General features: G+C 68.8%; 15 protein-coding genes. 8 read left to right on the top strand and 7 right to left on the bottom strand.

All coding sequences use genetic code 11. The features are described from left to right. Positions 1-77 precede the first annotated feature (77 nt). Complete coding sequence (locus tag DMR_RS20840) at positions 78-926, top strand: class I SAM-dependent methyltransferase (protein ID WP_015863028.1); 849 nt, start codon at positions 78-80, stop codon at positions 924-926. Between the two features lie 86 nt (positions 927-1,012). Here the strand turns inward: DMR_RS20840 and DMR_RS20835 are convergent, their stop codons facing one another. The 3 genes from DMR_RS20835 to DMR_RS20825 all read right to left on the bottom strand — a co-directional run bounded on the left by DMR_RS20835 (position 1,013) and on the right by DMR_RS20825 (position 5,027). Continuing rightward, positions 1,013-1,546, bottom strand: a complete 534-nt coding sequence (locus DMR_RS20835) for a cyclic nucleotide-binding domain-containing protein (RefSeq protein WP_015863027.1) — start codon at positions 1,544-1,546, stop codon at positions 1,013-1,015. Then, positions 1,512-4,052: an ABC transporter ATP-binding protein/permease gene (locus DMR_RS20830; RefSeq protein ID WP_015863026.1), complete on the bottom strand. Its 2,541-nt coding sequence runs from the start codon at positions 4,050-4,052 to the stop codon at positions 1,512-1,514. The genes DMR_RS20835 and DMR_RS20830 overlap by 35 nt, the downstream gene beginning before the upstream one ends. A 63-nt stretch (positions 4,053-4,115) precedes the next feature. Then, positions 4,116-5,027 (bottom strand): chemotaxis protein, encoded by a 912-nt coding sequence (locus DMR_RS20825; protein ID WP_015863025.1) that lies wholly within the window; start codon positions 5,025-5,027, stop codon positions 4,116-4,118. A 200-nt stretch (positions 5,028-5,227) separates the two neighbouring features. Here DMR_RS20825 and DMR_RS20820 point away from each other — a divergent pair, with 200 nt between their 5' ends. Together DMR_RS20820 and DMR_RS20815 are read left to right on the top strand one after the other, a co-directional pair. After that, positions 5,228-5,512, top strand: a complete 285-nt coding sequence (locus DMR_RS20820; RefSeq protein ID WP_015863024.1) for a hypothetical protein — start codon at positions 5,228-5,230, stop codon at positions 5,510-5,512. Positions 5,513-5,614: 102 nt separating this feature from the next. Beyond that, entirely contained in the window at positions 5,615-6,496 is an 882-nt protein-coding gene (locus DMR_RS20815) for a M23 family metallopeptidase (RefSeq protein ID WP_043601299.1), read from the top strand. Here the strand turns inward: DMR_RS20815 and DMR_RS20810 are convergent. Next, positions 6,493-8,136 (bottom strand): glycosyltransferase family A protein, encoded by a 1,644-nt coding sequence (locus DMR_RS20810; RefSeq protein ID WP_015863022.1) that lies wholly within the window; start codon positions 8,134-8,136, stop codon positions 6,493-6,495. The two genes, DMR_RS20815 and DMR_RS20810, sit on opposite strands and share 4 nt — an antisense overlap. 124 nt (positions 8,137-8,260) lie before the next feature. On the opposite strand from DMR_RS20810, the gene DMR_RS20805 reads away from it, so the two are divergent. After that, the gene (locus DMR_RS20805; RefSeq protein ID WP_015863021.1) at positions 8,261-8,989 is read left to right on the top strand and encodes a LysM peptidoglycan-binding domain-containing protein; all 729 of its coding nucleotides are present in this window, start codon (positions 8,261-8,263) and stop codon (positions 8,987-8,989) included. Positions 8,990-9,029: 40 nt separating this feature from the next. Here the strand turns inward: DMR_RS20805 and DMR_RS20800 are convergent, their stop codons facing one another. Genes DMR_RS20800 through DMR_RS20790 form a run of 3 tightly spaced genes read right to left on the bottom strand, consistent with a single transcriptional unit; the run spans position 9,030 to position 14,877 of the window. Beyond that, on the bottom strand, positions 9,030-10,751 hold the full coding sequence (locus DMR_RS20800) for a CgeB family protein (RefSeq protein WP_015863020.1): 1,722 nt from the start codon (positions 10,749-10,751) through the stop codon (positions 9,030-9,032). A 3-nt stretch (positions 10,752-10,754) separates the two neighbouring features. After that, positions 10,755-14,489, bottom strand: a complete 3,735-nt coding sequence (locus tag DMR_RS20795; protein WP_015863019.1) for an AsmA family protein — start codon at positions 14,487-14,489, stop codon at positions 10,755-10,757. A 19-nt stretch (positions 14,490-14,508) separates the two neighbouring features. Then, complete coding sequence (locus tag DMR_RS20790) at positions 14,509-14,877, bottom strand: hypothetical protein (RefSeq protein WP_148208500.1); 369 nt, start codon at positions 14,875-14,877, stop codon at positions 14,509-14,511. Positions 14,878-15,005: 128 nt separating this feature from the next. Here DMR_RS20790 and DMR_RS20785 point away from each other — a divergent pair, with 128 nt between their 5' ends. The 4 genes from DMR_RS20785 to DMR_RS20770 all read left to right on the top strand — a co-directional run bounded on the left by DMR_RS20785 (position 15,006) and on the right by DMR_RS20770 (position 21,692). After that, positions 15,006-15,362 (top strand): hypothetical protein, encoded by a 357-nt coding sequence (locus DMR_RS20785; RefSeq protein WP_043602085.1) that lies wholly within the window; start codon positions 15,006-15,008, stop codon positions 15,360-15,362. Between the two features lie 278 nt (positions 15,363-15,640). Beyond that, complete coding sequence (cobA, locus tag DMR_RS20780; RefSeq protein ID WP_043601296.1) at positions 15,641-17,155, top strand: uroporphyrinogen-III C-methyltransferase; 1,515 nt, start codon at positions 15,641-15,643, stop codon at positions 17,153-17,155. Then, positions 17,152-17,832 (top strand): phosphoribosylglycinamide formyltransferase, encoded by a 681-nt coding sequence (purN, locus tag DMR_RS20775; protein WP_015863015.1) that lies wholly within the window; start codon positions 17,152-17,154, stop codon positions 17,830-17,832. Before cobA ends, purN begins: the two co-directional genes overlap by 4 nt. A gap of 167 nt (positions 17,833-17,999) precedes the next feature. After that, positions 18,000-21,692, top strand: a complete 3,693-nt coding sequence (locus DMR_RS20770; RefSeq protein WP_015863014.1) for a hypothetical protein — start codon at positions 18,000-18,002, stop codon at positions 21,690-21,692. The last annotated feature ends 31 nt before the right edge of the window (positions 21,693-21,723 follow it).

The raw sequence follows: 21,723 nt of genomic DNA, 5'->3' as shown, positions 1-21,723 counted from the left end.
ACAAGCGGGGGAAAGGATTGAGCGAGGACGGCAGGCGAGGGAATGCGTCGGCTGAACCGGCGCGAGGGAGAAACGCCATGGACGCGGAAGCCAAATGCCGGGAATGGAATGTCTTCGAGACCGACGGGTTGTGCTCGGTCTGCGGTCAGAAGGCGGTTTTTTCGCCGATCAAGCCCGGTTTCAGCCTGCGCGAAACGCGCTGCTCGTCCTGCCGGGCCAGCCGCCGCACCCGCGACCTGGCCCGGGTGGTGGCCCAGCTGGCCGCCGGCGAGCCGGCCCGGCGGCTGCCCGAGGCCCTGCCGGCCATGATGGGCTGGCGGGTGTTCGAGGCCCAGGCGGCCGGCCCGCTCCATGACCGCTTGCGCTGCCTGCCGGGCTATGTCTGTTCGGAATACGTGCCCGAGCTGGCCCAGCCCGGGTCCTGCGACCAGTCGGGGCTACGCTGCGAGGACCTGGAGCGCCTGAGCTTTCCCGACGCGTCCTTCGATCTGGTCGTCACCCAGGACGTGTTCGAACATGTGGCCGATCCCTGGCGGGCTTTCGCCGAGGTCTGGCGGGTGCTGGCTCCGGGCGGTCGCCATGTCTTCACCGTGCCCTTAAACGAGGGCCACCCCACCACCGCGCGGGTGCGCTTTAGCGCGTCGGGCCGGGTGGACGTGCTGCCGCCGGTGCACCACGGCGATCCGGTGCACCAGGGAGGGTCGCTTGTGGTGACGGATTTCGGCGACGACCTGCCGCAATTGCTGACCGGACGCGGCCAGCCCACCATCGTGGCCAGCCATGTGGCCTTCTACAAGCCCTCCGAGATGCCGGGCATCATCGACGGCGACCTCCACGCCCTCTACGAAGCGGCCTGGAAAGCCGGCGAAAAGGGCGGCTTTTTGCGCTATAATTCCGTGGTGTTCCTGACGCAAAAGCCGGTCTGACAAACGGCGTTTCCCCGCTGCCAGACCGGCCCGTGAAGCGATTGCGCGGCTAAATCGCTTCAGAGGATGAAGCGATTAACCGGAGCTTAAAACAGACTCAGCCCCATCTCGTTGCCCCGGGCGGCGCATTCCTCGGCGTGGGCGGTCAAAAACGCCTCTTCCCAGCGGAACACGTGGGCCACCACGTTGTGCAGGATCTTGGGCAGGATGTCCGGAAAACGCTCGGCCGTTTTCAAAAACTTCTCCTTGGACAGGGTGAGGCACTGGGTCGGCGCGGCCGCGCGAACCGTGTACAGGGCCTTGGCCGAGGCCAGGAGCCCCAGGCCCCCGAAGAAAAAGCCCGGGCCGCGCGTCAGCATGGGCGCGTCGCAGCCCTCGACGTGGCGCAGCACGTGCACCTCGCCGCACAGCACGTAAAACGACCGGTCGAGCGCCTCGCCCTGGTCGCACAGCGATTCGCCGGCCGAAAAGCTTTCGGCCGTGGACAGGTAGGCCAGCACCTTCACCACGTCCAAGGGCACGCCGTTATAGATCGGCAACTCCCGCAACAGGTCCAGATGGTCGTTGAACCCGCAGGCCGCCAGGTTAGGCCCTTGCGGCCGCTCCGTAGACGAGCTCATAGAGCATCCCCTTTTTGTCCATGAGATCGGCGTAGGAACCGACCTCGACGATGCGGCCGGCCTTCATGACCGCCACCTTGTCGTAGTTCTTGATGGTGTCCAGCCGGTGCACCACGGCGATGACCGTGGAGCGCCCCCGCCACTTGTTTTCCAGCAGGTTCTGGATGCGGGCCTGGGAGGCGTTGTCCAGGGCCGCCGTGGCCTCGTCGAGAATGAGCACCGGCGGTTCCTTGAGAAACGCCCGGGCCAGGGCCACCTTCTGGCGCTGGCCGCCGGACAGGCGGTCGCCCATGGATCCGACCTGGAAGTCGAGGCCGATTTCCAACACCCGCTCCAGCATGTCCTCTTCGATGAGCAGGCTGACGATGGTCTTCTGGATCTGGTCCACCACCTTGGCGCTGGTGGTTTTCAGGCGGCCAAACAGGATGTTGTCCATGACGGTCATGGAATAGAGATAATCCTTGCGGCGCAGGAACGTCACCGCGCCCGGCAGGTCCGAGGCCACGCGCTCGGCGAACATGGCCCGGCCCTGGAGCAGCAGGCCCTCCAGGATGTGGGACAGCCCGACGATGGTGTGTTTGCCCGGGGTGAAACGCAGGGCCAGGGTGAGGAGCAGCCGCTCGTCCTCGGGGGAGAGCTTGTGCAGCCGCACTCGGCCCAGCCGCCCGGCCAGATCGCGGTAGGCCTCGAACTCGTCCACGGTGATGGGCGATTGCTCGAAAAAGGTGGCGTCCGGGGAGGGCACGTCTTTCAAGATGTCCACGGTGCGGGCGGCCAGCTCGGCCCCGGTCTGGACCAGCAGCATCTTCAGGCCCGCGTCGTGGAGGAAGCCGATGAAAAACGGATTGGCCGGCAGATTCTCCGGGGCCAGATCGTCCCGGTTGGGCGTGCCGAAGACGATGTTCTCGGCCACGCTGCTGTAGTAGAGGTATTGGGTGGGATCGAAAAATTCGACCCAGTCGGCCAGACTCTCGGCGTGGCCGGCATGGTAGGCCTCGCGCACCCGCACCACCTTCTTGACGAGATTTTCCTTTTTGCCTTCCTTGAAGACCGAATTGAGGCCAAAACGCAGGATGTCGGCAAAAAGCCCGACCTGCTGCACCACGGCGATGATCTCGTCCACCGTGGGCAGGCCGTCCTCGCCCGTGACGCCGTGGGCCTCGCGCCGGGCGTTGATGGAATAGAGCAGATTGGCCCGGATGGTGCCTTCGAAGATGAAGGGATGCTGGGACACCACGCCCATGTTGTCGGCGATGTCGGACTTGGGCAGGGCGTCGATGTCGTTGCCGTCAAAGGTGGCCTGGCCGCCGGTGTATTTGAGGTTCTGGCACAGGCAAAGGGCCAGGGTGGACTTGCCCGAGCCGGAAAAACCGACCAGGGCCGTGAGTTCGCCCGGCGCGATGTCCAGGGACACGCCCTTTAAGAGTTGGATGCCGCCCGGCACTTCCATCACCAGATTGTTGGCCGAAAACGCCCCGGCCAGGACCAGGGGCGGGCGCGGGTCGGCCGGTTCTTCGATGAACTCCGGGTCGCCCTGGAAATATTCCATGATGCGCTCGTAGCTGACCGAGGCGTCCTGGTAGGTCTGGTAGAAATCCATCAGCTCCTTCCAGGGATCGTAGAGCTTCTCGTTGGCCGAGAGAAAAGCCACCAGCGCGCCGAGGTCGAAGCGGCCGTTTATGGCCAGATAGCCGCCCACGAGAAACAGCACGAAGGGGCCGAGGTTCTGGAAAAAGTTGTTGGAGACCTTGATGGCGAACTTATACAGGTTCCAGACCACGCGCACCTTGAAGAGCTTGTCGGCCATGGCCCCAAAGCGCTTGTTTTCCAGGCGGAAGCTGGCGTTGGCGTGGACTTCGTGGATGCCGGAAACGGTTTCGCTGATGAGCGTCGAGAGCTGGCGGCCGGTGTCCACCCGCTGCTTGTTGGCGGCGTTGGCCCGTTTTTGCAGGGCCGGGATGACCAGGATGGCGATGGGATAAAGCGCCATGCTGATGACGGCCATGAGGGGGTTCAAATAGAAGAGGTAGCCGGCGAAAGCGAACAGCGTCAGCACGTTGGTGACGGGCACGGCAATGGCCTGGCCCACGAATTCACCGGTGTTGGCCACCTCGGCAATGAGCGAGGAGACCACCATGCCGGGCGAGGCCTTGCGGAAAAACGACATGGGGAGTTTTAAGATGTGGGCGTAGAGCTGCTTGCGCAGGTCGGTGAGCGACTGTTGGCCGATGTAGTTCTGCAGGGCGTTTATGGCGAGCTTAAGCCCCGAGGCGGCCACCACGCAGGCCAGATAGTAGCCGCAGTACATGAGGAGCAGATCCAGGCGCTTGAGCGATATTGCCTGGTTGATGATCTTTTTTTGCATCTCCAGGGGCAGCACCCGCACGGCCACGGTGACCACGATGATGATGAGCAGGATGCCCTGGAGCTTCAAATTGCTGGTCCAGACCCAGGAGAACAGCGACCGTTTGTACAGGGCGTCTGGAATGTCGGGGCGCAGCTTCATGCGACGGTCCGCCTTGGCTCGGATATTTGGAGGACTGTGCCCCGGTTTGCCGGTGAAGGCAATCTAGTCGGCCAGGGTGCGGCGCTTTTCGATCAACTCCATGGCCAGTCGGGCTAGGTCGCCGAACTGGGGCTTGGAGATCTGTTCGTCGGCTCCGACCGACTGTCCCTTGTGGCGCAGTTCGTCGGTGATGAGCGAGGAGAACAGGATGACCGGCAGCCGGGCCAGGGCCGGCGTCTCGCGGATGTGTCGGGTCAGGGTATAGCCGTCCAGACGCGGCATTTCGATGTCCGAGATGACGATGTCCGGGCGCACGCCCTCCGGGTCCAGAAGCAGGTCCAGGGCCTGCTGGCCGTCGCCGACCAGCGCCGTCTCGAAATTGGCGGCTTCCAGGCGCTCGCGGATCATGTGGCGCATGATGCCGGAATCCTCGGCCACCAGGGCCCGTAGGCGTTTTGCCGAGGGCGGCGGGGCGTCGTCGTCCTGGGGCAGGCCGGCGTCGAGTTCGAAGATAATCTTTTCGAGGTCCAAAAGCAGGATGAAGCGGCCTTCGTGGCGCACAAGCCCGGTGACGGCGTTGGTGGCCAGGGCGGAAATGGCCTGATGGGGCGGTTCCACGTCGCGCCAGTGGAAGCGGTGGATGTTGGTGACGCCGGTGGCCAGGAAGCCGGTGGTGCGGCTGTTGAACCGGGTGACCAGAATGATTTCGTGGGGGCGGCGCACCCGGGGCAGGCCCAGCCACACGGCCAGGTCCAGCACCGGCAGCACGATGTCGCGAAGCGGAATGGCCCCCATGAAGCAGGGATGCGGCGCGCCGGGCAACGGTTCCAGTCCCGGCGATTCGATGACTTCCAGCACCTTGGCCACGTTGACGCCGTAGTTGGTGAGGCCGCGCTCGGGTCCTTCATCAATGAAGAATTCGATGATTTCGAGTTCGTTGGTTCCGGCTTCGAGCAGAATATCGGACTGGGCCATGGCGGCTCCCGGCGTAGGCAAGAGGTTGGCGGCGAGCTTTTGACGATAGACAAGACGCGGCAGCCTGTAAATCAAATCCGCCCCGGCCCGGGCTGCCCTTGGTTGACAGCGGCTGAGGGCATCTTATAGCCAAAGTAGAAGCCGGCACATGCCGGATCGGCCCCGGGCGCGGCAAAGCCCGGCGGCAAGGAGGAGTCGTCATGCGTCTTTGCGCCCTAATCCTGGCCGTGTCCCTGCTCCCGGCTCCGGCCATGGCCGCCTCGTGGAGCTTTTCCACTCCCTACGGCTCGACCTCGGGTTCCCTGGACCCCAATGCCGTGACCGTGAGCAGCACCGGCAGCTTGTCCTTGTCCTCCACCGCGCTTGATTGGAGTTTTTCCCTGGACAAGCCCACCACCAGCCTGTCCGGGTCGGCCACGGTCAACGGCCAGGCCTATTCCGGTTCCTTTGACTGGAGCGACCTGTTCGCCTGGCTCTTTGGCTAGCCGCGCCCCGTTCTTGCCGTCCCCTCGCTCCCCCATCCAGGGGGTCCGGGGGGCTTAGCCCCCCGGCCGCCGGAGGCATCTTCGTCTTTTCTCTTTCGCCCCATGCTCGAACGCGAACTCGAAATATTCCTCCACGGCCCGGGCGGCATCCGTCGGCTGTTCATCTATCGGCGCTGGATGTTTCTCGCCCCGGCCCTGGTCCTTTTGACCCTGGCCTCGGCCGGGGCCTGGCTGTGGCGGTTCGAGGCCGGCTACGAGACCCTGGCCGCCCGGCGTCAGGCCGCCTTGGGGCGGCTTGTGGCCCAGAAGGCGGCGGCCATGCGCCTGCGCGAACGGATGCGGCTTTTGGGGGAGGAGGCCGGACGCATCGCGTCCTTTAACGCCAAGCTCGGCATCATGCTCGACCAGCCGGCGAGCGACCCCGGCACCATGGGCGAGACCCGTGCCCCCCGGCTGCCGGGCACGGCCATGGGCGAGGCGCTGGGGCGGCGGCTGTTCGATTTCCTGGAGGCCTTAAGCGGGCGCATGGCTCGGGAGGAGGCGGCCCAGCAGGAACTGGCCCGAAGCCTGATCGACCGCAAGCTGGAGTTTCTGGCCAAGCCCACCCTGTGGCCGGCCCGGGGGTATGTCACTTCCGGTTTCGGCTCGCGGCGCTCGCCCTTTGGCCGAGGCGGCGATTTCCACAACGGCGTGGACATCAAGGTGCCCCTGGGCAGCCCGGTCTATGCCGCCGGGGCCGGGCGGGTGGTCGAGGCCGGGACCGTGGCCGGCTATGGCTTCATCGTCATCATCGCCCACGATTACGGCCTGGAGACGGTCTACGCCCACCTCAAGAAGTTCGACGTCAAGGTCGGCCAGGAAGTCAAGCGCGGCCAGTTAATCGCCCAGTCCGGCAACTCCGGCCGCAGCACCGGCGCGCACCTGCACTACGAAGTCCGGGCCGGCGGCACGCCGATCAATCCCCGGCAGTATCTCCTCGACTAATCGGCAAGTCGCTGGCGTACCGCGGCAAAGGCCGTGGCCAGGGAGGCCCAGGCCAGGTCCAGGTCGCGCCCGGCGGCTTGTTCCATGGCCTGCCGGGAGAAAAGCCCGTCGAGCTTGGCGCGCGCGCCCAGGAGTTGGCCCACGGCGGCGGCGCTTTTGGCCTGGCCCGGCCCGGCGTGCTGGCGATGGGCTACGGCGACGGTTCCAACATAGACGGCCCGGCACCCGGCCATGAAGCCGGTCAGATCCCGGGCCAGATCGTCGAACTGGCTGGGCGAGAAGCGGATGTCGAAGGGCGCGGCCGGCCCGGTGAGGGCGCGGGAACGCAGCAGGTGGCAGCAGCCGGAAACCGAGGCGCAGGGACGAACGACCGCCAAAAGGCCAAGGTCCGGTCCTGGTCCGGCATTGACCAGCGGGCGCACGGCGTGGGCCTTGTCCGGGGGCAAAAGCCGTACGTCGGCGGCCTGGGCGACCCGGGCCGCGCCGGGCGCGTCGGCTACCACCCGGGCGCCGGCCACGTCGGCCTCGGGATCGGCGGCCAAGGCCCCGGCGAGCTGTTCCAGCCAGTCCGGCGCGACCAGGGCGTCGTCGTCAAGATAGGCGGCCAGATCGTTTGGCCTAAGGCCAGCCGCGCGGGCCAGCCAGTTGCGGGCGGCCGGCGCGCCGATGTTGACGGGCAGGGGCAAGCAGGCAAACCGCCCCGGGGCGAAGCGTTCGGCCATGGCCCGGCACACCGCCGCCGTGTCGTCGGTTCCGCCGTTGTCCAGCACCGTGACCCGGGCCGGCCCCAGGCGGCTGCCTGCCAGCCGCTCCAGGGTCGGGCGCAGCAGGGTGGCCCGGTTCCAGGTATAGACGAAGACGTGGAGCGCCCCGGGCAGGGCGTCAAGGTCGGCGGCCGGCGGCGGGGCCAGGAGCGCGGCCAGCCGGGCCGTGAGATCGGGATGCCAGTTGTCCTCGCGCCACAGCGTCGCCAGGACCTCGGCCGCTGCGTTGGGCTGGCCGGTCTCGGCCAGCAGATGGGCCTGGGCCAGGGCGGCGTAACGCGGGAAGCAGTCCCGGTCCAGGCGGGAAAGGGCCTCCGACCAGGCGGCCGGGCCGTCCCAGGCCAGGGCGGCTTCCAGGGCCAGACGCGCGCCAAGGGGCGTCAAGGCGGAATCGGCCAGAAGCGGGGCGACGGCCTGCCGGGCCAGCTCCGGCAGCCCACGGACCAGGGCCAGGGCAAAGGCCTTGCCGCGCCAGTAGAGGCCATGCCGGGGATCGTCCATGGCGGCAGCCAGAAAGGCCAGGGCCGGGCCGGGGTCCGGGGCCTGGGCCAGTGGGGCCAGAGCCGGGGCGTTGGCCGGCCGGATCAGTCGCCGGGCCAGTTCCCGGGTGAGCGCCCGGCGGGCCGGTGCGTCGTCCAGGGGCCGTCCGGCCTCGCGGGCGGCGGCGGCCAGGGCCGGGTCCAGGGGCGCGCGCTCGAAGCCCCAGGCGGCCAGCCTGGCGGACAGGAGCGAAAATTTGGGCGCGCCGGCGGCCAGGGCGGCCAGACCGGCGGCCTGATGGCGCAGGAGCCAGTCGCCTTCCAGGCCGTAAGCCCACAGCGGCAGATGGGGCCGTAGGCCGGCGGCGGGCGGATGGGGCGCGAGGCGGTGCTTCATGGCGTCCGGTGCTGGCAAGTTTTGGCGGTTTGACGAAAGGCGCGTTACAGGGCATGTAACGCTCGCTTCCCGACATGAAAAGGCCTGGCCCGGAAACGGACCCGCCAGGGCATGAGGACCCGAGATGCTTCGAGGAACACCCACGGTCATTCTGCTTGTCGCCCTTGCGGGCGCGGCTCTCGGCCTGACGGCCGGGTGCAGCAAATACGACGGGCTTGAACGCAATATGCAGTACGTGTCCGACGACTTGGCGCGCAAGGACGCGGCCCTTGCCTGGCAGCAGGTCACGGCCGCCCACGCCGCCTGGCAAAAAGCCGGTCAGAGCCACGATCCGGCCGACGCCGCTTTTGCCGCCTATCAGGACGCGTATGCCCGCTATGCCGTGACCTACAACGAATTGCTGGACCGCACCAACGCGCCCGGCGGGTTTTCCAGTCGGCTGCGCAGCCCCACCGACACCCTGCCGCCGCCTCCTCCGGGCGTGTCCATGCCGTCGGCCCAGGCCTCGCCGGCCCCGGCCCCGGAGATGGGGCCGGCCGGCCGCGAACTGACCGACACGACGCCTGCCCGTCCCCTGGCCGGAGGCGCGGCCACACCCGCTCCGACGCCGACCCCGACCGCCGTCGTCCCGGCGGCTCCGGCTCCGGCCGTGACGCCGACCGCCGCACCGGTCCCCGGCAAGGCCAAGGTCGTGCCGGCCGGACCGGGTTCCTACATCATTCAGCCCGGGGATACGCTGTATTCCATCGCCAAACGCCACGGCCTGAGCGAAAAGCGGCTGGCCGAGGCCAACGGCATCACCGATCCGACCAAGATCGCCGTGGGCAAGGCCCTGACCATCCCGGCCCCGTAGACCCCGACGCCCACTTCTTCCGCCAAGCCAAGGCCTTCGGTTATCCGCCGAAGGCCTTTTTCATGGCCAAGGCCAGCTTGGCCAGACGGTGTTCGTAGGTGTGCTCGGCCAGGATGCGTTCCCGGGCCGCCTGGCTCACGCGCTCACGTTCGGCCGGATGGGCCAAGTAATGCCGGGCCAGTGCCTCGATCTCGCCGGGTTCGGCGTAGACGGCCGCCTCGCAGCCGGGCGTGAACAGCGCCGCCAACTGCTCCCGGGCGTCGGTGAGGACAAAGCCGCCGGCCGCCGGCACGTCGAAAACCCGCTGGTTGACCGCGCCCTTCATCTGCAGGCTGGTGGCGTTGAGGCTGACGTCGCTTTGGGGGTAAAATAGCGGCAGATCGTCGTAATAATCCAGGGGCGGCAACCGATTCCAGGCCGTGCCGCAGCCCGGGTAGACCGTTTCCCAGCCGTCGTCCCCGGCAATGAGCGGCCTAAGTGGCAGCAGGCGCGACACGCAGTCCTGGCGGTAGCGCCGGGTGGCCTCCCAGGTCAGGGCCAGTTCGGCCTCCAGGCGTTTTTCGCTGTTTTCCAGATCGACGAACAGGGCGGCCGTGGCCGGATGGCCGGCCAGGAAGCGCCCGGCGTCGCGCTCGGGCGAGGCGGCAAAGGCGTCGGCCGCCGCCGCGACCCCCCGGGCCAGGGCAGGGGACAGCCGGGCCAGGGACTGGGCCGCTTGACCGTTCATGGAGGCGCCGACGAAAGACGCCGCCGCCCGCCAGGGATGGCCGGGAGTCGGGGCGCGCAGGGCGAAACGGGCCGGGTCCGTGGCCAGGGGCAGCCAGGCGGTGTGGGCAAATCCTTGCTCGGCCATGGCGTCGGCCAAGTCGGCGTCGTAGGAAAAAAGCATGACCCCGGGGCCGGCCAGACCGGCGAAATCGTGGAGCACCAGGCGCGGGCTGTCCACGAACCAGGAGGCCAGGGGCAGCCCGATCTCGGCCAGCAGGGCGGTCAGCCGGCCTTCCCGGTCCAGGCCGAGGTGGTTGACGGTCAGCGCGAAGTCGGGCCGAAACCGGGCCACGGCGGCGAGAAGCCCCTCGACCACGGCGGTCTCGCCGCGCTGGCCCCGGCCCATGTCCAGGCGTTCGTGGGGCATGTCCAGGCGGTCAAGCGCCGTTTCGATCTCGCGGTAGAGGAAATAGGGCCGCCACAGGAGCAGGATGCGCGGCTTGGGCGAGGCAAACTTTTTGTAGCCGATCTCCCGGCGCAGGGCTTCGTAGCGGGCGCAACCGGCGGCCACGCCGGCCTGCCAGTCCGGGTCCAGGCGCGGATAGGCCGGGTGGACGACGAGGCACAGCCGGGCGAATCCGGCCGCCCGGGCGGCGTCGGCGGCGGCTGCGGCAGCGGCCAGGGGATCGGCGTCGTCCCGGAAGACGACCCTCGGTTCATCGGCAAACCGTTCCCGCACGCCGGTGGCTTCCTGGATGGCGGCCTGTCGGTCAAGGACATAGACGGCCGGACAGCCGGCCTCAAGAGCGGCCACGATGCCGTGTCCCAGGCCCGCGCCAAAAAGGACGGCCACCGGCGGCCGGTTGTCGGTCCCATCGGGGGCGGGAGCGGCCAAGGCGGCCCGCACCCGGGCGGCCTCGGCCTGGCCGCCGCCCCGGCCGGCCAGATGCCGGACCTTGCCGTCGGCCTCCAAGCACACATCGACCACCGTGCCGTCCAGAGCGGTCAGGGCCGTGGCCCGGTAGGCCGGGGGCTTGGGCGGCGCGGGCGGCATGGGTCAGCGTCCGGGCAAGTTGAGGATGCGGGTGACGGCCCGGCCGGGGATGCTGAAAAAGCCCTGGAGCACCCGGTAGACCACGTCGCCGATGATGCGGCTGCGGTCGATGGTGACCTTGGGGCCGTCCAGGGGGCCGATGATGGTGGCCGGCACCTGGCTGCCGCTGGGCAGGGTGGCCATGAGGTTCAAGTCGATGGTCTCGTGGCGCAGGTCGCATTCGCCCCGGCCGGCCACCACCATGCGCGGGCTTTCGATGCGGAAATCGTCGCTGTGGGCCACGCCGCCCTTGGCGTTCCAGCTGGAGGAAAACATCTCGAAGGGCAGGCGCTCTTCCTGGGGCTTGCCGTTCACGAGCTTGTCCGGGTCGCGGACCTTGATCTCGCCGCGCGTGATCTGCAAGTGGCCGGTGCCGGTCAGGTTGCCGCGCAGTTCCTCTTCGGTGGCCCCGCTGGTGCGGGCGGCCACCACGAAGGTGCAGGCCCCGGAGGCCAGGGTGTCGCCCTCGGCCCAGTCGTGCAGGAATCGGGCGATTTCGATGCCTTCGAGCTTGAGTTCGATGGCGGTTTTGAGCGCCGTGTCCCGGGCGTCGCCGCGCACCTCCACGAACAGCCGGCCGGCGTAGAAGCGCGGCGATTCCTGGCGAAAGGTGAAAAGTCCGTTTTTGGCGTTAAACGAGGCCGTGCCGGCGTCGAAGGTCACGTTGCCCTTTTTGAGCCAGCCGAAATGGAGCTTGAGGTCCAAGGCGGCCTCGCGCAGGCCCTTGAAGTCGATCCTCTGGCGTCGTTCGGCCAGGGGCGGCGGGCCGGCGGCCGGCTTGTGCGGGGCGTAGGCGTCAAGGTCGAGGCGGTCCACCGTGAACTCCCACTTGCCCCGGGCCGGATCGAAACGCTCGAAGCTGCCGTGGCCGGTCACATGGGTCTCGTCCAGGCTGGCGGCCAGTTTCGAGACGACCACGCCCTTGTCGTCCACGGCTGCGGCCACGGCCAGGGAGGCCTTGGCCAGAAGCGTGGCCGGGGCTTGGGCCGGCAGGGAAAAGCCCAGGGCCGGCAGCACCTGGCGCGGCGAAAACGTGCCCGTCTCCAGGCTGCACTGCACCGGCGCGGCCTCGCCGCCTTTGCGCCAGACCCGGGCCGTGGCCGAGGCCCCGGCAAAGCCCAGGGACAGTTCGCCCAGGGAAAAGGCGCCGCCGGACTCGGCCGCTACCGGTCCGGAAAGGGTGAGCCGCGACTCGCCGCCGCCGGACAGCCGGGCCAGGGCCGAGGCCTCCAGTTTGGCCTGGAAGGCCTCGCGCAGCCGGCCTTCGCGGTCCAGGGCCATGGGGCCGGCCAGGGCCGCCCGCAGGTCGCGCAGATTCGGGCCGTCCGGTCCGCCGTCAAAGGACGCGGCGGCCAGGCTGGCGTTTGCCTCGCCCTCAAGGCCGTCGGCTCCGTCCGTGCCCTTGAAGGTCAGGTTGGCCTTGGGCGTGGTCAGGGTCTGGCGCGAACCGGCCCGGCCCAGGGCCAGCCGGGGCGCTTCGGCTTCCACGGCGGCGCTGACCGCGCCAAACCGGCCCTTGGGGCCGCCGGCCGCTTCCAGACCGAGCTTGGCGGCAATGGGCCCGGACAGGCCCGATTTGGGGAGCAGCTTGCCGGCTTCTGCTCCGGCCAGCTGCAAGGCCCCGGTCAGACGGCCGGTGGTCTGGCGTTCCAGGGAGCCGGAGAGTCGCCCGCCCCAGGCCTCGGCGGTTTCCACGGCGGCGGTGATCCCTTTTTCCCCCAGAGAAAGATCAAGAACGGCGTTTTTGAGGTCCAGGCCCCGCCCGGTAACCTGCTCCAGGCGCAGCCGGCCCTTGGCCCGGGGCAGGGAGGCGGCCGGCCCCGAAGGGCCTGATTGCCCCGGCTGGCCGGCTGGGCCGGTCAGGCCGGCCAGACGGTCGAGGTCCAGGTGGTCCACGGCGAGATCGAAGCCCAGGCCCGGCCCGCCGCCCGGGGCGGGGCCGATCTGGCCGCGAAGGACCAGCCCCCCGGCCTTGGCCTCCAGGCCCGAAAGCTGCCATTTGCCCGAGGGTTCGGCCAAAAGCGTGAGCTGGCCCTTGGCCGCCACCGGCCCGGCCGGCAGGCTGCCCAGGCCCAAGGCCTTGGCAGCCGCCGCCGCGTCCGGGCTGGCCAGGGTCCAGGAGCCGGCCGCGCCCGTGGCGTCCAGGCGGCCGGAAAAGCGGGTGGTAAGCCCCAGGGGTTCCAGGGCGGCCTGGATGTCGTAGCCCGGGCCGCCGTCCGGGCCGCCGTTGGGCGAGAGCCGGGCGTCCAGGCTGGCCACCTGGCCGCCGGGCAGCACGGCCGTGGCCGGCCCCAGGCGCACCAGCCCGGGTGCGCCGCGCAGGGTGGCGGCGGCTTCGGCCAAGGTCAGGCCGCCGACGACGCAGCGGGAGCAGGCGACTTGCGCGTCGAGATCAAGGCCGAAGATCCACGGCCCGGGCACGGGCCAGCCGCCCCCGCCGCCAAGGTCCAGGGCGTCGAAATCGACGTCCTCGGCTTTGATCTGCCCGGACAGGGCCGGTCGGTCGCCGGGAACGAGCCGGGCCGATCCGTGGGCCGTGCCCCGGGGCAGGCGGGCTGTGAGATCGGTCAGATGCAAACCGTCCTTGTCCCCGGCCAGGGTCAGGGCGGCCGTGAGGCGATTGGGCAGGGGGGCGGTCAGCGCGGCATCGGCCGGAGTGGATGAGCCGGCCGGAGACGTGGCCGGGGCTTGGGGCTCTTGCGGAGCGGCCACCAGGCTTTCCGGGCTTCCGGGCTTGGCCAACCCTAAAATGGCCCGCCAGCCGCCGAGCAGATCGGCGTCCAGGGTCAGCTTGGCGGCCAGACGCGGCGCGCCGGGCAGGTCGGAGACCCCGGCCGTGCCGGTGAGCCGCAGCCCGTCGGCCCGGGCGTCGATGTCGGACAGGGTCAGCGCGGCGGCGGACGCGTCGTAATCAAGGATGAGGCGCGAGACCACCCGGGTCGGCACGGCCCCGCCGGGGACCAGGGGCGCGTCGATGACAAGCCCGCTCTCCACCCGCACGCCGTGCAGCCCCAGCCGGCCGGAGCCGGGGTCGAAGGAGGCCCGGCCCTGGAGGTGGCACTGGAGTTGGCCGTTCGGCACAAGGCCCATGGCCTCGAAGCTGGCCGCGAAATCAAAGGGCTGGCCCAGGCCCGTGCGCAGCCGCGCGCCGGTGACGGAAAGGACCTTGCCCGTGGCCGCGTCGTCGTAGCGCACGGCGACGTTGTCCAGGTGCACGGCCCGGGGCTGGGGCACGACGGTCCAGCCCGAGCCGGCCTGGGCGTCCTGGGGCGCGGCCAGGTCGTCCCAGTTGGTCCGGCCGTCGGCGGCCCGGGCCAGATGCACGGTCACGTCCCTGGCCCGCACCGAACCCGGCGAGATGACCTTGGCCAACAGCGGGGCCATGCGGATGGTCATCTCCACCTTGCGGGCGGCGAACATGGGGTCGTCGCCAAAACCCGGGGCCTGGGCCACGGCCACCGGCCCCATGGAAAGCCCAAGCCAGGGCGTGAGCGTGATGGAGACGTCGCCGGACAGCACGGTGTCCCGGCCCAAGGCGTCGGTAAGGGCTTTTTGGGCCATTTCCCGTAGCCGCTGCGGGCCGATGATCTGCTGGGCCAGGGGCGGCAGGGCCAGGACCACAAGGAGCAGGGCCACGGCCAGGGCGGCGGCCAGTTTGAGCAGGCGGCGCTTGGCCGGCGGGGCGACGGGGTTGTCCATAGGGCGGGAAGCGGGAGTCCTACAGCGTGACGTTTAGGCCCGTGCGGCCGGGCAGGCCGCGCTGGGCTTCCACGGTGAGGCGGCGGCCGTTTTTGACGGCCAGCAGAAACGACGCGCCGTCGGTGACGTCGTTGACTTCGACCTTCCAGCCGCGCGACGTGACGTCCTTGGCGTAAAAGGCGCTGACTTCGGCCGGGCTGGCTCCGGTTTCAAAGATGACCGTGGCCGCCTTGGGAAAGCGGATCACGCGCTTGAATTCCGCCCCCGGGAACACCCCGGCCTCGTTGCCGAGCACGGCCCGGTAGTCATCCTGGGCGGCTGCCGAGGCGGCAATGAGGGCGAAACAACAGGCAAAAAAGAGCAAGCGCGCCCAAACGGTCCTGGCCACGGCCAACCTCCTTTGGAATCGGGCTTCCTTGTGCTACGAGACCGGCCCGAAGTCAAAGGCGGCCGGGGTTGCCGTTTTGGCCGATCCGTGAAAAAAAGCGCCGAGAACTTTTCAGCAAGGAAACGCACATGCCAAGGACACTCCGGGCCGCTCTGGCCCTGGCGGCGCTGGCCGTCGCCCTGACCGGCTGCAACCGCGACACCGGCGGCGGCGAAGCCAAATATCTGCATCTGTTCAATACCGCCTGGGCCAAGACCAGCAGCTTTGGGCTGTACGAGGTCAAGGTGGCCTCGGTTATGCCCCTGCCCGACGGCATGAAGGTCGTGACTGTCAATTACCTCTTTAATAACGGCATGGTGCCGGACCAGGGCCGGGCCGCCATGCTCGTGTCGCCGGAAAACCGGCTGGCCGATCCCTGCGTGGTCGATCTGGAGATCGACCAGTGCCTGGGCGGCGGCGCGCCGATCTGGCACGCCAAACCGTAGCCGCGCGACCCGTAAAAAATACGAGAGTATTTTTTAAAAAAGAGAATGGTTTTCGCTTGTTGTCGGTGAAACGGCTTGGTGCTTTTCCCAGGCGGCACATGCCCGATCCGTTTCATGGGAGACAAGCGGCCTGGAGCGCGCCGTCCGCATGATGGGCGGACGCGGATCGTCAAAATGCAAGGCCAGGGAGTCCGGGGCGCGGCGTCGCTTGTAAGGCCGGCCGCTTTCCGGCAGGCCCCCGGGCCGAAATGATACTGCCAACCACCAAAGGCGGGTGCATGTCCAAAGTCTATCTCATCGGCGCCGGGCCGGGCGATCCGGGCCTTTTGACCCTTCGCGCCAAGGAACTCCTCGAAACGGCCGACGTCGTGGTCTACGACTATCTGGCCAACAAGGCCTTCCTGGATTTCTGCCGCAAGGACGCGGAAATCTACTACGTCGGCAAGAAGGGCGGCGACCACACCCTGCCCCAGGACAAGATCAACGACCTGCTGGTGGACATGGCCAAGGCCGGCAAGGTGGTGGCCCGCCTCAAAGGCGGCGATCCCTTTGTCTTCGGCCGTGGCGGCGAGGAAGCCGAGGAGCTCATCGCCGCCGGCTGCGACTTCGAGGTCGTGCCCGGCGTCACCTCGGCCGTGGCCGCGCCGGCCTATGCCGGCATCCCCATCACCCACCGCTCGTTCACCTCGTCGGTGTCGTTTATCACCGGCCACGAGGACCCGACCAAGACCGAAAGCTCGCTCAATTGGGAAGCTTTCGCCAAGTCCGGCTCCACCCTGGTCTTTTTCATGGGTGTGAAAAACCTGCCGCACATCACCGAAAATCTCATGAAAGCCGGGATGCCCGGCGACACCCCGGCCGCCCTGGTGCGCTGGGGCACCACCTGCCGCCATCGCAGCCTGGTGGCCACCGTGGCCACCATGCCCGAGGAAGCCCAGAAACACGGCTTCGCCCCGCCGTCGCTTTTCGTGGTCGGCGGCGTGGCCACGCTGCACGACAAGCTGGCCTGGTACGAAAAGCGCGCGCTTTTGGGTAAGGGCGTGGTCGTCACCCGTAGCCGCGAGCAGGCCAGTGATTTGACCCGCCTGCTGGGGGCCGAAGGGGCCTGCTGCTACGAGTTCCCGGCCATCGAGATCGCGCCGCTCACCGACGTCGCCCCGGTGGACGCGGCCATCGACAGCCTCTACGACAACGACTGGGTCGTCTTCACCTCGGCCAACGGCGTGGACTGCTTTTTCGAGCGTATTGACGCCAAGGGCCTGGACGCCCGGGCCTTCGCCGGCATCCGCATCGCCGCCATCGGGCCGGCCACGGCCAAAAAGCTCGCCGAACGGGGGCTTCGGGCCGATTTCATCCCCGAGCGCTTCGTGGCCGAATCCGTGGTCGAAGGCCTGCTCGCCCAGGACGTGGCCGGCAAGAAGGTGCTCATCCCCCGCGCCCGCGAAGCCCGGGATGTGCTGCCCGAGAAGCTGGCCGAAGCCGGTTGCACGGTCACCGTGCTGCCGGTCTACGACACCCGGCCCGTGGACCAGGACCCGGCCGAGATCATCCAGGCCGTGAAAAATGGCGAGATCCACTACGTCACCTTCACCTCGTCCTCGACGGTGAAGAACTTCTTCGCCCAGATTCCGCCCGAGGTGCTCAAGGCCTCGGCCGTCAAGACCGCCTGCATCGGCCCCATCACGGCCGCCACCCTGGCCGAATACGGGTTCACGCCGGACGTCAACGCCGCCGCCTACACCGTGCCGGCCCTGGCCCAGGCCGTCATCGACGACGCGAGGCGCGGCGCGTGACGCTCCCCCTTGCCATCCTCGCGTCCGGCGGCGGGTCCAACCTGCAAGCCATCATCGACCGCATCGAGGAAGGCAAGATCGCGGCCCGCATCACGGCCGTGGTATCCAACAAACCCCAGGCGCGGGCGCTTTCGCGCGCCCGCGCCCACGGCATCCCGGCCATCGCCCTGCCCCAGGACGACTACCCGGACCGGGCCGCCTACGACGCGGCGCTTTTGGCCGCCGTTCAGGACTCCGGGGCCCAGGCCGTCGTCCTGGCCGGCTACCTGCGCCTGCTTGCGCCGCCCTTTATCGCCGCTTTTAAAAACCGCATCCTCAACATCCACCCGGCGCTTTTGCCAAGCTTCCCCGGCCTGCGCGTCCAGGCCGCCGCCGCCGCCTACGGCGTCACCATCGCCGGGGCCACCGTGCATTTCGTGGACGAGGAAATGGACAACGGCCCCATCGTCATCCAGGCCGCCGTGCCGGCCGGCCCAGACGATGACGGCGAAAGCCTCGCCGCGCGCATCCTGACCCTGGAACACCGCATCTATCCCCAGGCCGTAGCCTGGCTGGCCGCCGGCCGGCTGGCCATCGCCGGCCGCAAGACGCGCCTGGCCCCGTCCTCCCTGCCGCCCGCCGACCTGGCCTTGGTGTCGCCATGCCTGGTGAACCCGATGCTGGAAGAAGGCTTTTAGTGAGGGAGGGAGGCGGATTGGGAGAGGGAGAGGAAGAGGGAAGATGCCTCCGGCGGCTGGGGGCCTGAGGCCCCCAGACCCCCCATATGGGGAAAAGTTTAAAGGGGTTGGGTGAGGGCACGCCAGAGTGTGGCGACAAGACGATTTCGATCTGAACAACGACTCGCATGACAAAATGTAATACGAACCAGCCCCTCCCCCCGTCCAGGGGGTCCGGGGGGGATGATCCCCCCCGGCGGGTCCAGGGCAGAGCCCTGGTCTTCCTCTTTCTTATCCCCCTTGCCGTCGTCGCGGCCTTCGCGCTGCTCTCCTGGCGCGGCATCCTCTGGACGCCGGGACACGTCTACCAGAACTGGGACCGGGTGCCGACGCCCTACGCCGAGGAGATGCGCCAGGTCGCCGACATCTCCAAGCACGCCTGGGCCTCCAAGTACGACATGGGCGCACCGGGCGCGTTTTCCGGCATCACCCGCTGGTTCGACCTCGTCACCCGCGACGCCGGGTCGTACCTGGGCGGGCCGTTTATCGTGCGCTGGGAAGGGCCGGTCTACGCCGTGGTCGGAGCCGGCGGCGTGGCCGCCTTGTGCCGCCTCATGGGCCTGGGGCTGTGCCCCACGGTCTTGGCCGCCATGGTCTTTGCCTTCAATCCGCGCCAGTTTTCCATGGCCGTGGCCGGCCATGTGGAAGAGAGCGGTTTTGCCCTGGCCATCGTCCCTTGGGTGCTGGCCTTGCTCTTTCGGGCGGCGGCCGATCCGTCCGCGCGCCGGTTTCTCGCCTGTACGCTTGCGGCCGGCCTGCTCGGAGCCTTGGCCTGCTCGGCCTCGCCCTTTGGCATCGTGTTTTACGGCTCGTTCACCGCGCTTTTCACCCTAGGCCAGACCGTTGCCCGGCGAAGCGTCCGTCCGGCCCTGGCCTTTGCCCTGGCCGGGGGCGTGGCGCTTTTCCTGCATCTGCACTGGCTGGTTCCGGCGGCCAGCTCCATCATCCACGCCGCCGATTTCAAGCACCACCAGACCAAGGAAGAGATCAACGACCATTACCAGGGCATCTACCGCCGCTATTCCGCGCCGCTGCGCCAAGCCATGCTCGGCCACACCGACAATTACGGCATGGGCACGGAATACGCCTATCCGGTGACCATAAAGGACAATCCCGAATGGGTGGCCGCGGCCCTGGCCTTGCTCGGGCTGGCGATTCTGGGCGGCTTCGGCCGGGTTTCGAACCGGGGCATCAAATATTTCGCTGCCTTGTGCCTGTTCATGGGGTTCATCTGCCTGGCCGGCAACAAGACGCTCGCCGGCGCGGTGTTTTACGAGAAGTTTTTAAACCGCGTGCCCATCCTGTTTTTCCAAATGGCCCGGCCGGCCCGTTGGCTGCCGGTCTATTATTTCGGCCTGTCGTTGCTGGCCGGCCTGGGGCTGGCCCGCTTGCTCGAATGGAGCAAGGGCAGCCGCCTCAACCAGGCGACGACCATGGCCTTTGCCGCCGCCGTCCTGGCCGTCTACCTGCACCCCTACTGGACCGGCCAGTTGACCCGGCCCCAAAACGCCACCTCCCAGACCATGGCCATGGTGCCCCAGCCGCTGTCCCCGGCCGAGGGCACCCTCTCGAAATATTTCACCAATGACCCCGACGACTACCGGGTCACGGTCTGGCCCACCATCGCCGGCCCCACCGGCGACGTGCCCGATCCGCCGACCAACGGCCTGACCCGCAATTTCGCCCTGCTCGGCAAGGACGGCATCATCGGCCCCACCTACATCGGCGAACCCTACAGCATGTACCTGCTGGGGCTGTTGCACCGGCCCTGGCCGGTCACCGACGCCTTTGGCCGGCTGCTCGGGCTGGCCGCCGTCAAGCGGGTCATCTACAACCAGACCAACCCCTACCTGTCCTACGGCTCGTTCGGCTGGATGCCGACCACCAAGCGCGGGCCGGAAACGCTGTTCGACCCGGGCGATATTATCGGCCCCTTCATCGCCGCCCAGCGCGACCTGGTGGTCGATCCCGATCTGGCCGCGCCGCCCGAGGCGGTTTACCGCAACACCGACTTCCTGCCGCGCCTGCGTCTGACGAAAGGGGCGCGTCTGGCCGCCGGCGGCTTTCCGCTGCTGCTGTCCCTGGCCAACGCCAGCCGGCCCGACTGGGCCGACGAGGCGCTGTTGTTCGGGGCTGACGTCGCCGAGGCCGAACTCAAAACGCTGGGGCCGGGCTTGGGCGGCCTGACCGTGGCCGGCGGGGCCACGCCCGAACTGCTGCTGCCCTTCCTGCCGGCCGACGCCTACCAGGGCGCAACGGCCGCCACCCTGGAAGGCTCCTTTGGGCCGTTGGCCCCGCGCCAGCTCGACGATCCCCGCCATGGCGGCTCGGTGCTGGAAAAGGCCGCCCGCATAAGCGAAGGTCCGGGCGTGGTCCGGTTTGCGCGCATCGGCCATGGGACCATGCGCCTGTTCCTGCGGGCCGGGGCCGAGAGCTTTGCCGGCACGGCCAAGGTGAGCCTGGACGGCGCGCCCGTGGCCGAGCTGGCCGCCGGTCCGCTGGGGCGCGGCATCGACTGGATCGACTGCGGCACGGCCACCTTCGAGCCGGGCCCGCCCCATGAGCTGGCCGTGGAAATTCCCGGCCGGGGCGTTATCGTTTCGGGGCTGCTGGCCGTGCCCGAGGAAGCTTACGCTGCCGCCCGGGACCAGTTGGCCGCCCTGGCCGGCGGCAAGGTCCGGGTGGTGGCCGAGGCCGAGGAAGCGGCCATCGCGCCGGTCTCGCCCATGGCCCCCAAGCTCTACGTGCCGCTTTTGGCCCAGGGCGCGGACGTGACCGTGGCCAGCGAAAACGCCCGTCTCGATCTCGCCGATTCGCGCGGGGCCGGGGTGGTGGCCGTGGAAGGCGACGCCCCGGGCGAGGTGGTCTATACCGTGCGCTTCCCCGAGCCGGTTGTGGGCCTGACGCTCGAAAGCTATCCCCGCCTTTTTGGCGACAAGGTCGAGACCTCCTACGTGGCCGTTTCGGCCTCGGTGGACGGCGGCCCGTCCAAGCTTCTCTACCGCGTGGAGGGGAGCCACGACGACCGCTGGGAGGACGTCTACAAGCGCCGCATGGTTTCCGAGATCAAGGGGCCGGCGACTACCGTCACCATTCGTTTCGCCATGCGTCAGGCCCAGCTGTCCTCCCAGGTCAATTCCCCCAACCAGCCCATGCGGCTGGTGGCCGACACCCCCGTGCCCGGCCGGGCCGTGCTGTCCTTTGGCGCGGCGGCCCGGCTGCCGGCCACCTTGGCCGTGGCCGTGCCCGTGGCCGGGGACTACGCCGCCACCTTGCGGCTGGTGGGCAAGGCCGGGGACACGGTCAAACTGCCGGAGGGCCGTTCGGTGGTCCTGGCCAGGGACGGCCGCAATAACGTCTCGGCCGGGACGGTACGCCCTGGGGACGATGGCCTGATCCGTCTGGCCCTGGACGGCCCGGCCGCCGTGGCCTGCGACGCCGTGGAGCTGACCCTGGGCGAGGCGGGCGGCCCGGTTGCCGGCGCGGACGTCGCCTACAAGCGCCAAAACGCCGGCCGCTACGACCTGACCCTGCCGGAGGGCGGCGGCTTCCTGGTCTTTTCCGAAGCCTTCCATCCTGGTTGGGGGCTGGCCGTCGGCGGCAAGACGCTGACGCCGCTCAAGGGTCTGGGATTCATCAATGTCTACAACCTGCCGCCCGGCGCGTCCGGCTCGGCCGAGCTGCTCTACCGTGACGAGGCCATCATGGCCAGGCTCGTGCCCGTCATGAACGCCGGCTGGATCGTGCTGACGCTTGTAACCCTGGCCCTTTTCGCGCCAGACCTGCTGCCCGGCCGGCGAAAGGCCCCCCGGGCCGATTGAAGCCCGGGGCGATCCCGGCTATGGTCCGGCC

Origin of the sequence: Solidesulfovibrio magneticus RS-1 (genome assembly GCF_000010665.1) — a bacterium.
Lineage (GTDB): Bacteria > Desulfobacterota > Desulfovibrionia > Desulfovibrionales > Desulfovibrionaceae > Solidesulfovibrio > Solidesulfovibrio magneticus.
The sequence above is the reverse complement of the archived record's forward strand: the minus strand, read 5'-3'. Positions and strand labels throughout refer to the sequence as shown.

Coding starts and splice junctions, on each gene's coding strand:
- cobA (WP_043601296.1), top strand. CDS start 15,641: ATGTCCAAAGTCTATCTCATCGGCGCCGGGCCGGGCGATCCGGGCCTT.
- DMR_RS20795 (WP_015863019.1), bottom strand. CDS start 14,489: ATGGACAACCCCGTCGCCCCGCCGGCCAAGCGCCGCCTGCTCAAACTG.
- DMR_RS20785 (WP_043602085.1), top strand. CDS start 15,006: ATGCCAAGGACACTCCGGGCCGCTCTGGCCCTGGCGGCGCTGGCCGTC.
- DMR_RS20820 (WP_015863024.1), top strand. CDS start 5,228: ATGCGTCTTTGCGCCCTAATCCTGGCCGTGTCCCTGCTCCCGGCTCCG.
- DMR_RS20800 (WP_015863020.1), bottom strand. CDS start 10,751: ATGCCGCCCGCGCCGCCCAAGCCCCCGGCCTACCGGGCCACGGCCCTG.
- DMR_RS20825 (WP_015863025.1), bottom strand. CDS start 5,027: ATGGCCCAGTCCGATATTCTGCTCGAAGCCGGAACCAACGAACTCGAA.
- DMR_RS20770 (WP_015863014.1), top strand. CDS start 18,000: ATGACAAAATGTAATACGAACCAGCCCCTCCCCCCGTCCAGGGGGTCC.
- DMR_RS20835 (WP_015863027.1), bottom strand. CDS start 1,546: ATGAGCTCGTCTACGGAGCGGCCGCAAGGGCCTAACCTGGCGGCCTGC.
- DMR_RS20815 (WP_043601299.1), top strand. CDS start 5,615: ATGCTCGAACGCGAACTCGAAATATTCCTCCACGGCCCGGGCGGCATC.
- DMR_RS20810 (WP_015863022.1), bottom strand. CDS start 8,136: ATGAAGCACCGCCTCGCGCCCCATCCGCCCGCCGCCGGCCTACGGCCC.
- DMR_RS20805 (WP_015863021.1), top strand. CDS start 8,261: ATGCTTCGAGGAACACCCACGGTCATTCTGCTTGTCGCCCTTGCGGGC.
- DMR_RS20840 (WP_015863028.1), top strand. CDS start 78: ATGGACGCGGAAGCCAAATGCCGGGAATGGAATGTCTTCGAGACCGAC.
- DMR_RS20830 (WP_015863026.1), bottom strand. CDS start 4,052: ATGAAGCTGCGCCCCGACATTCCAGACGCCCTGTACAAACGGTCGCTG.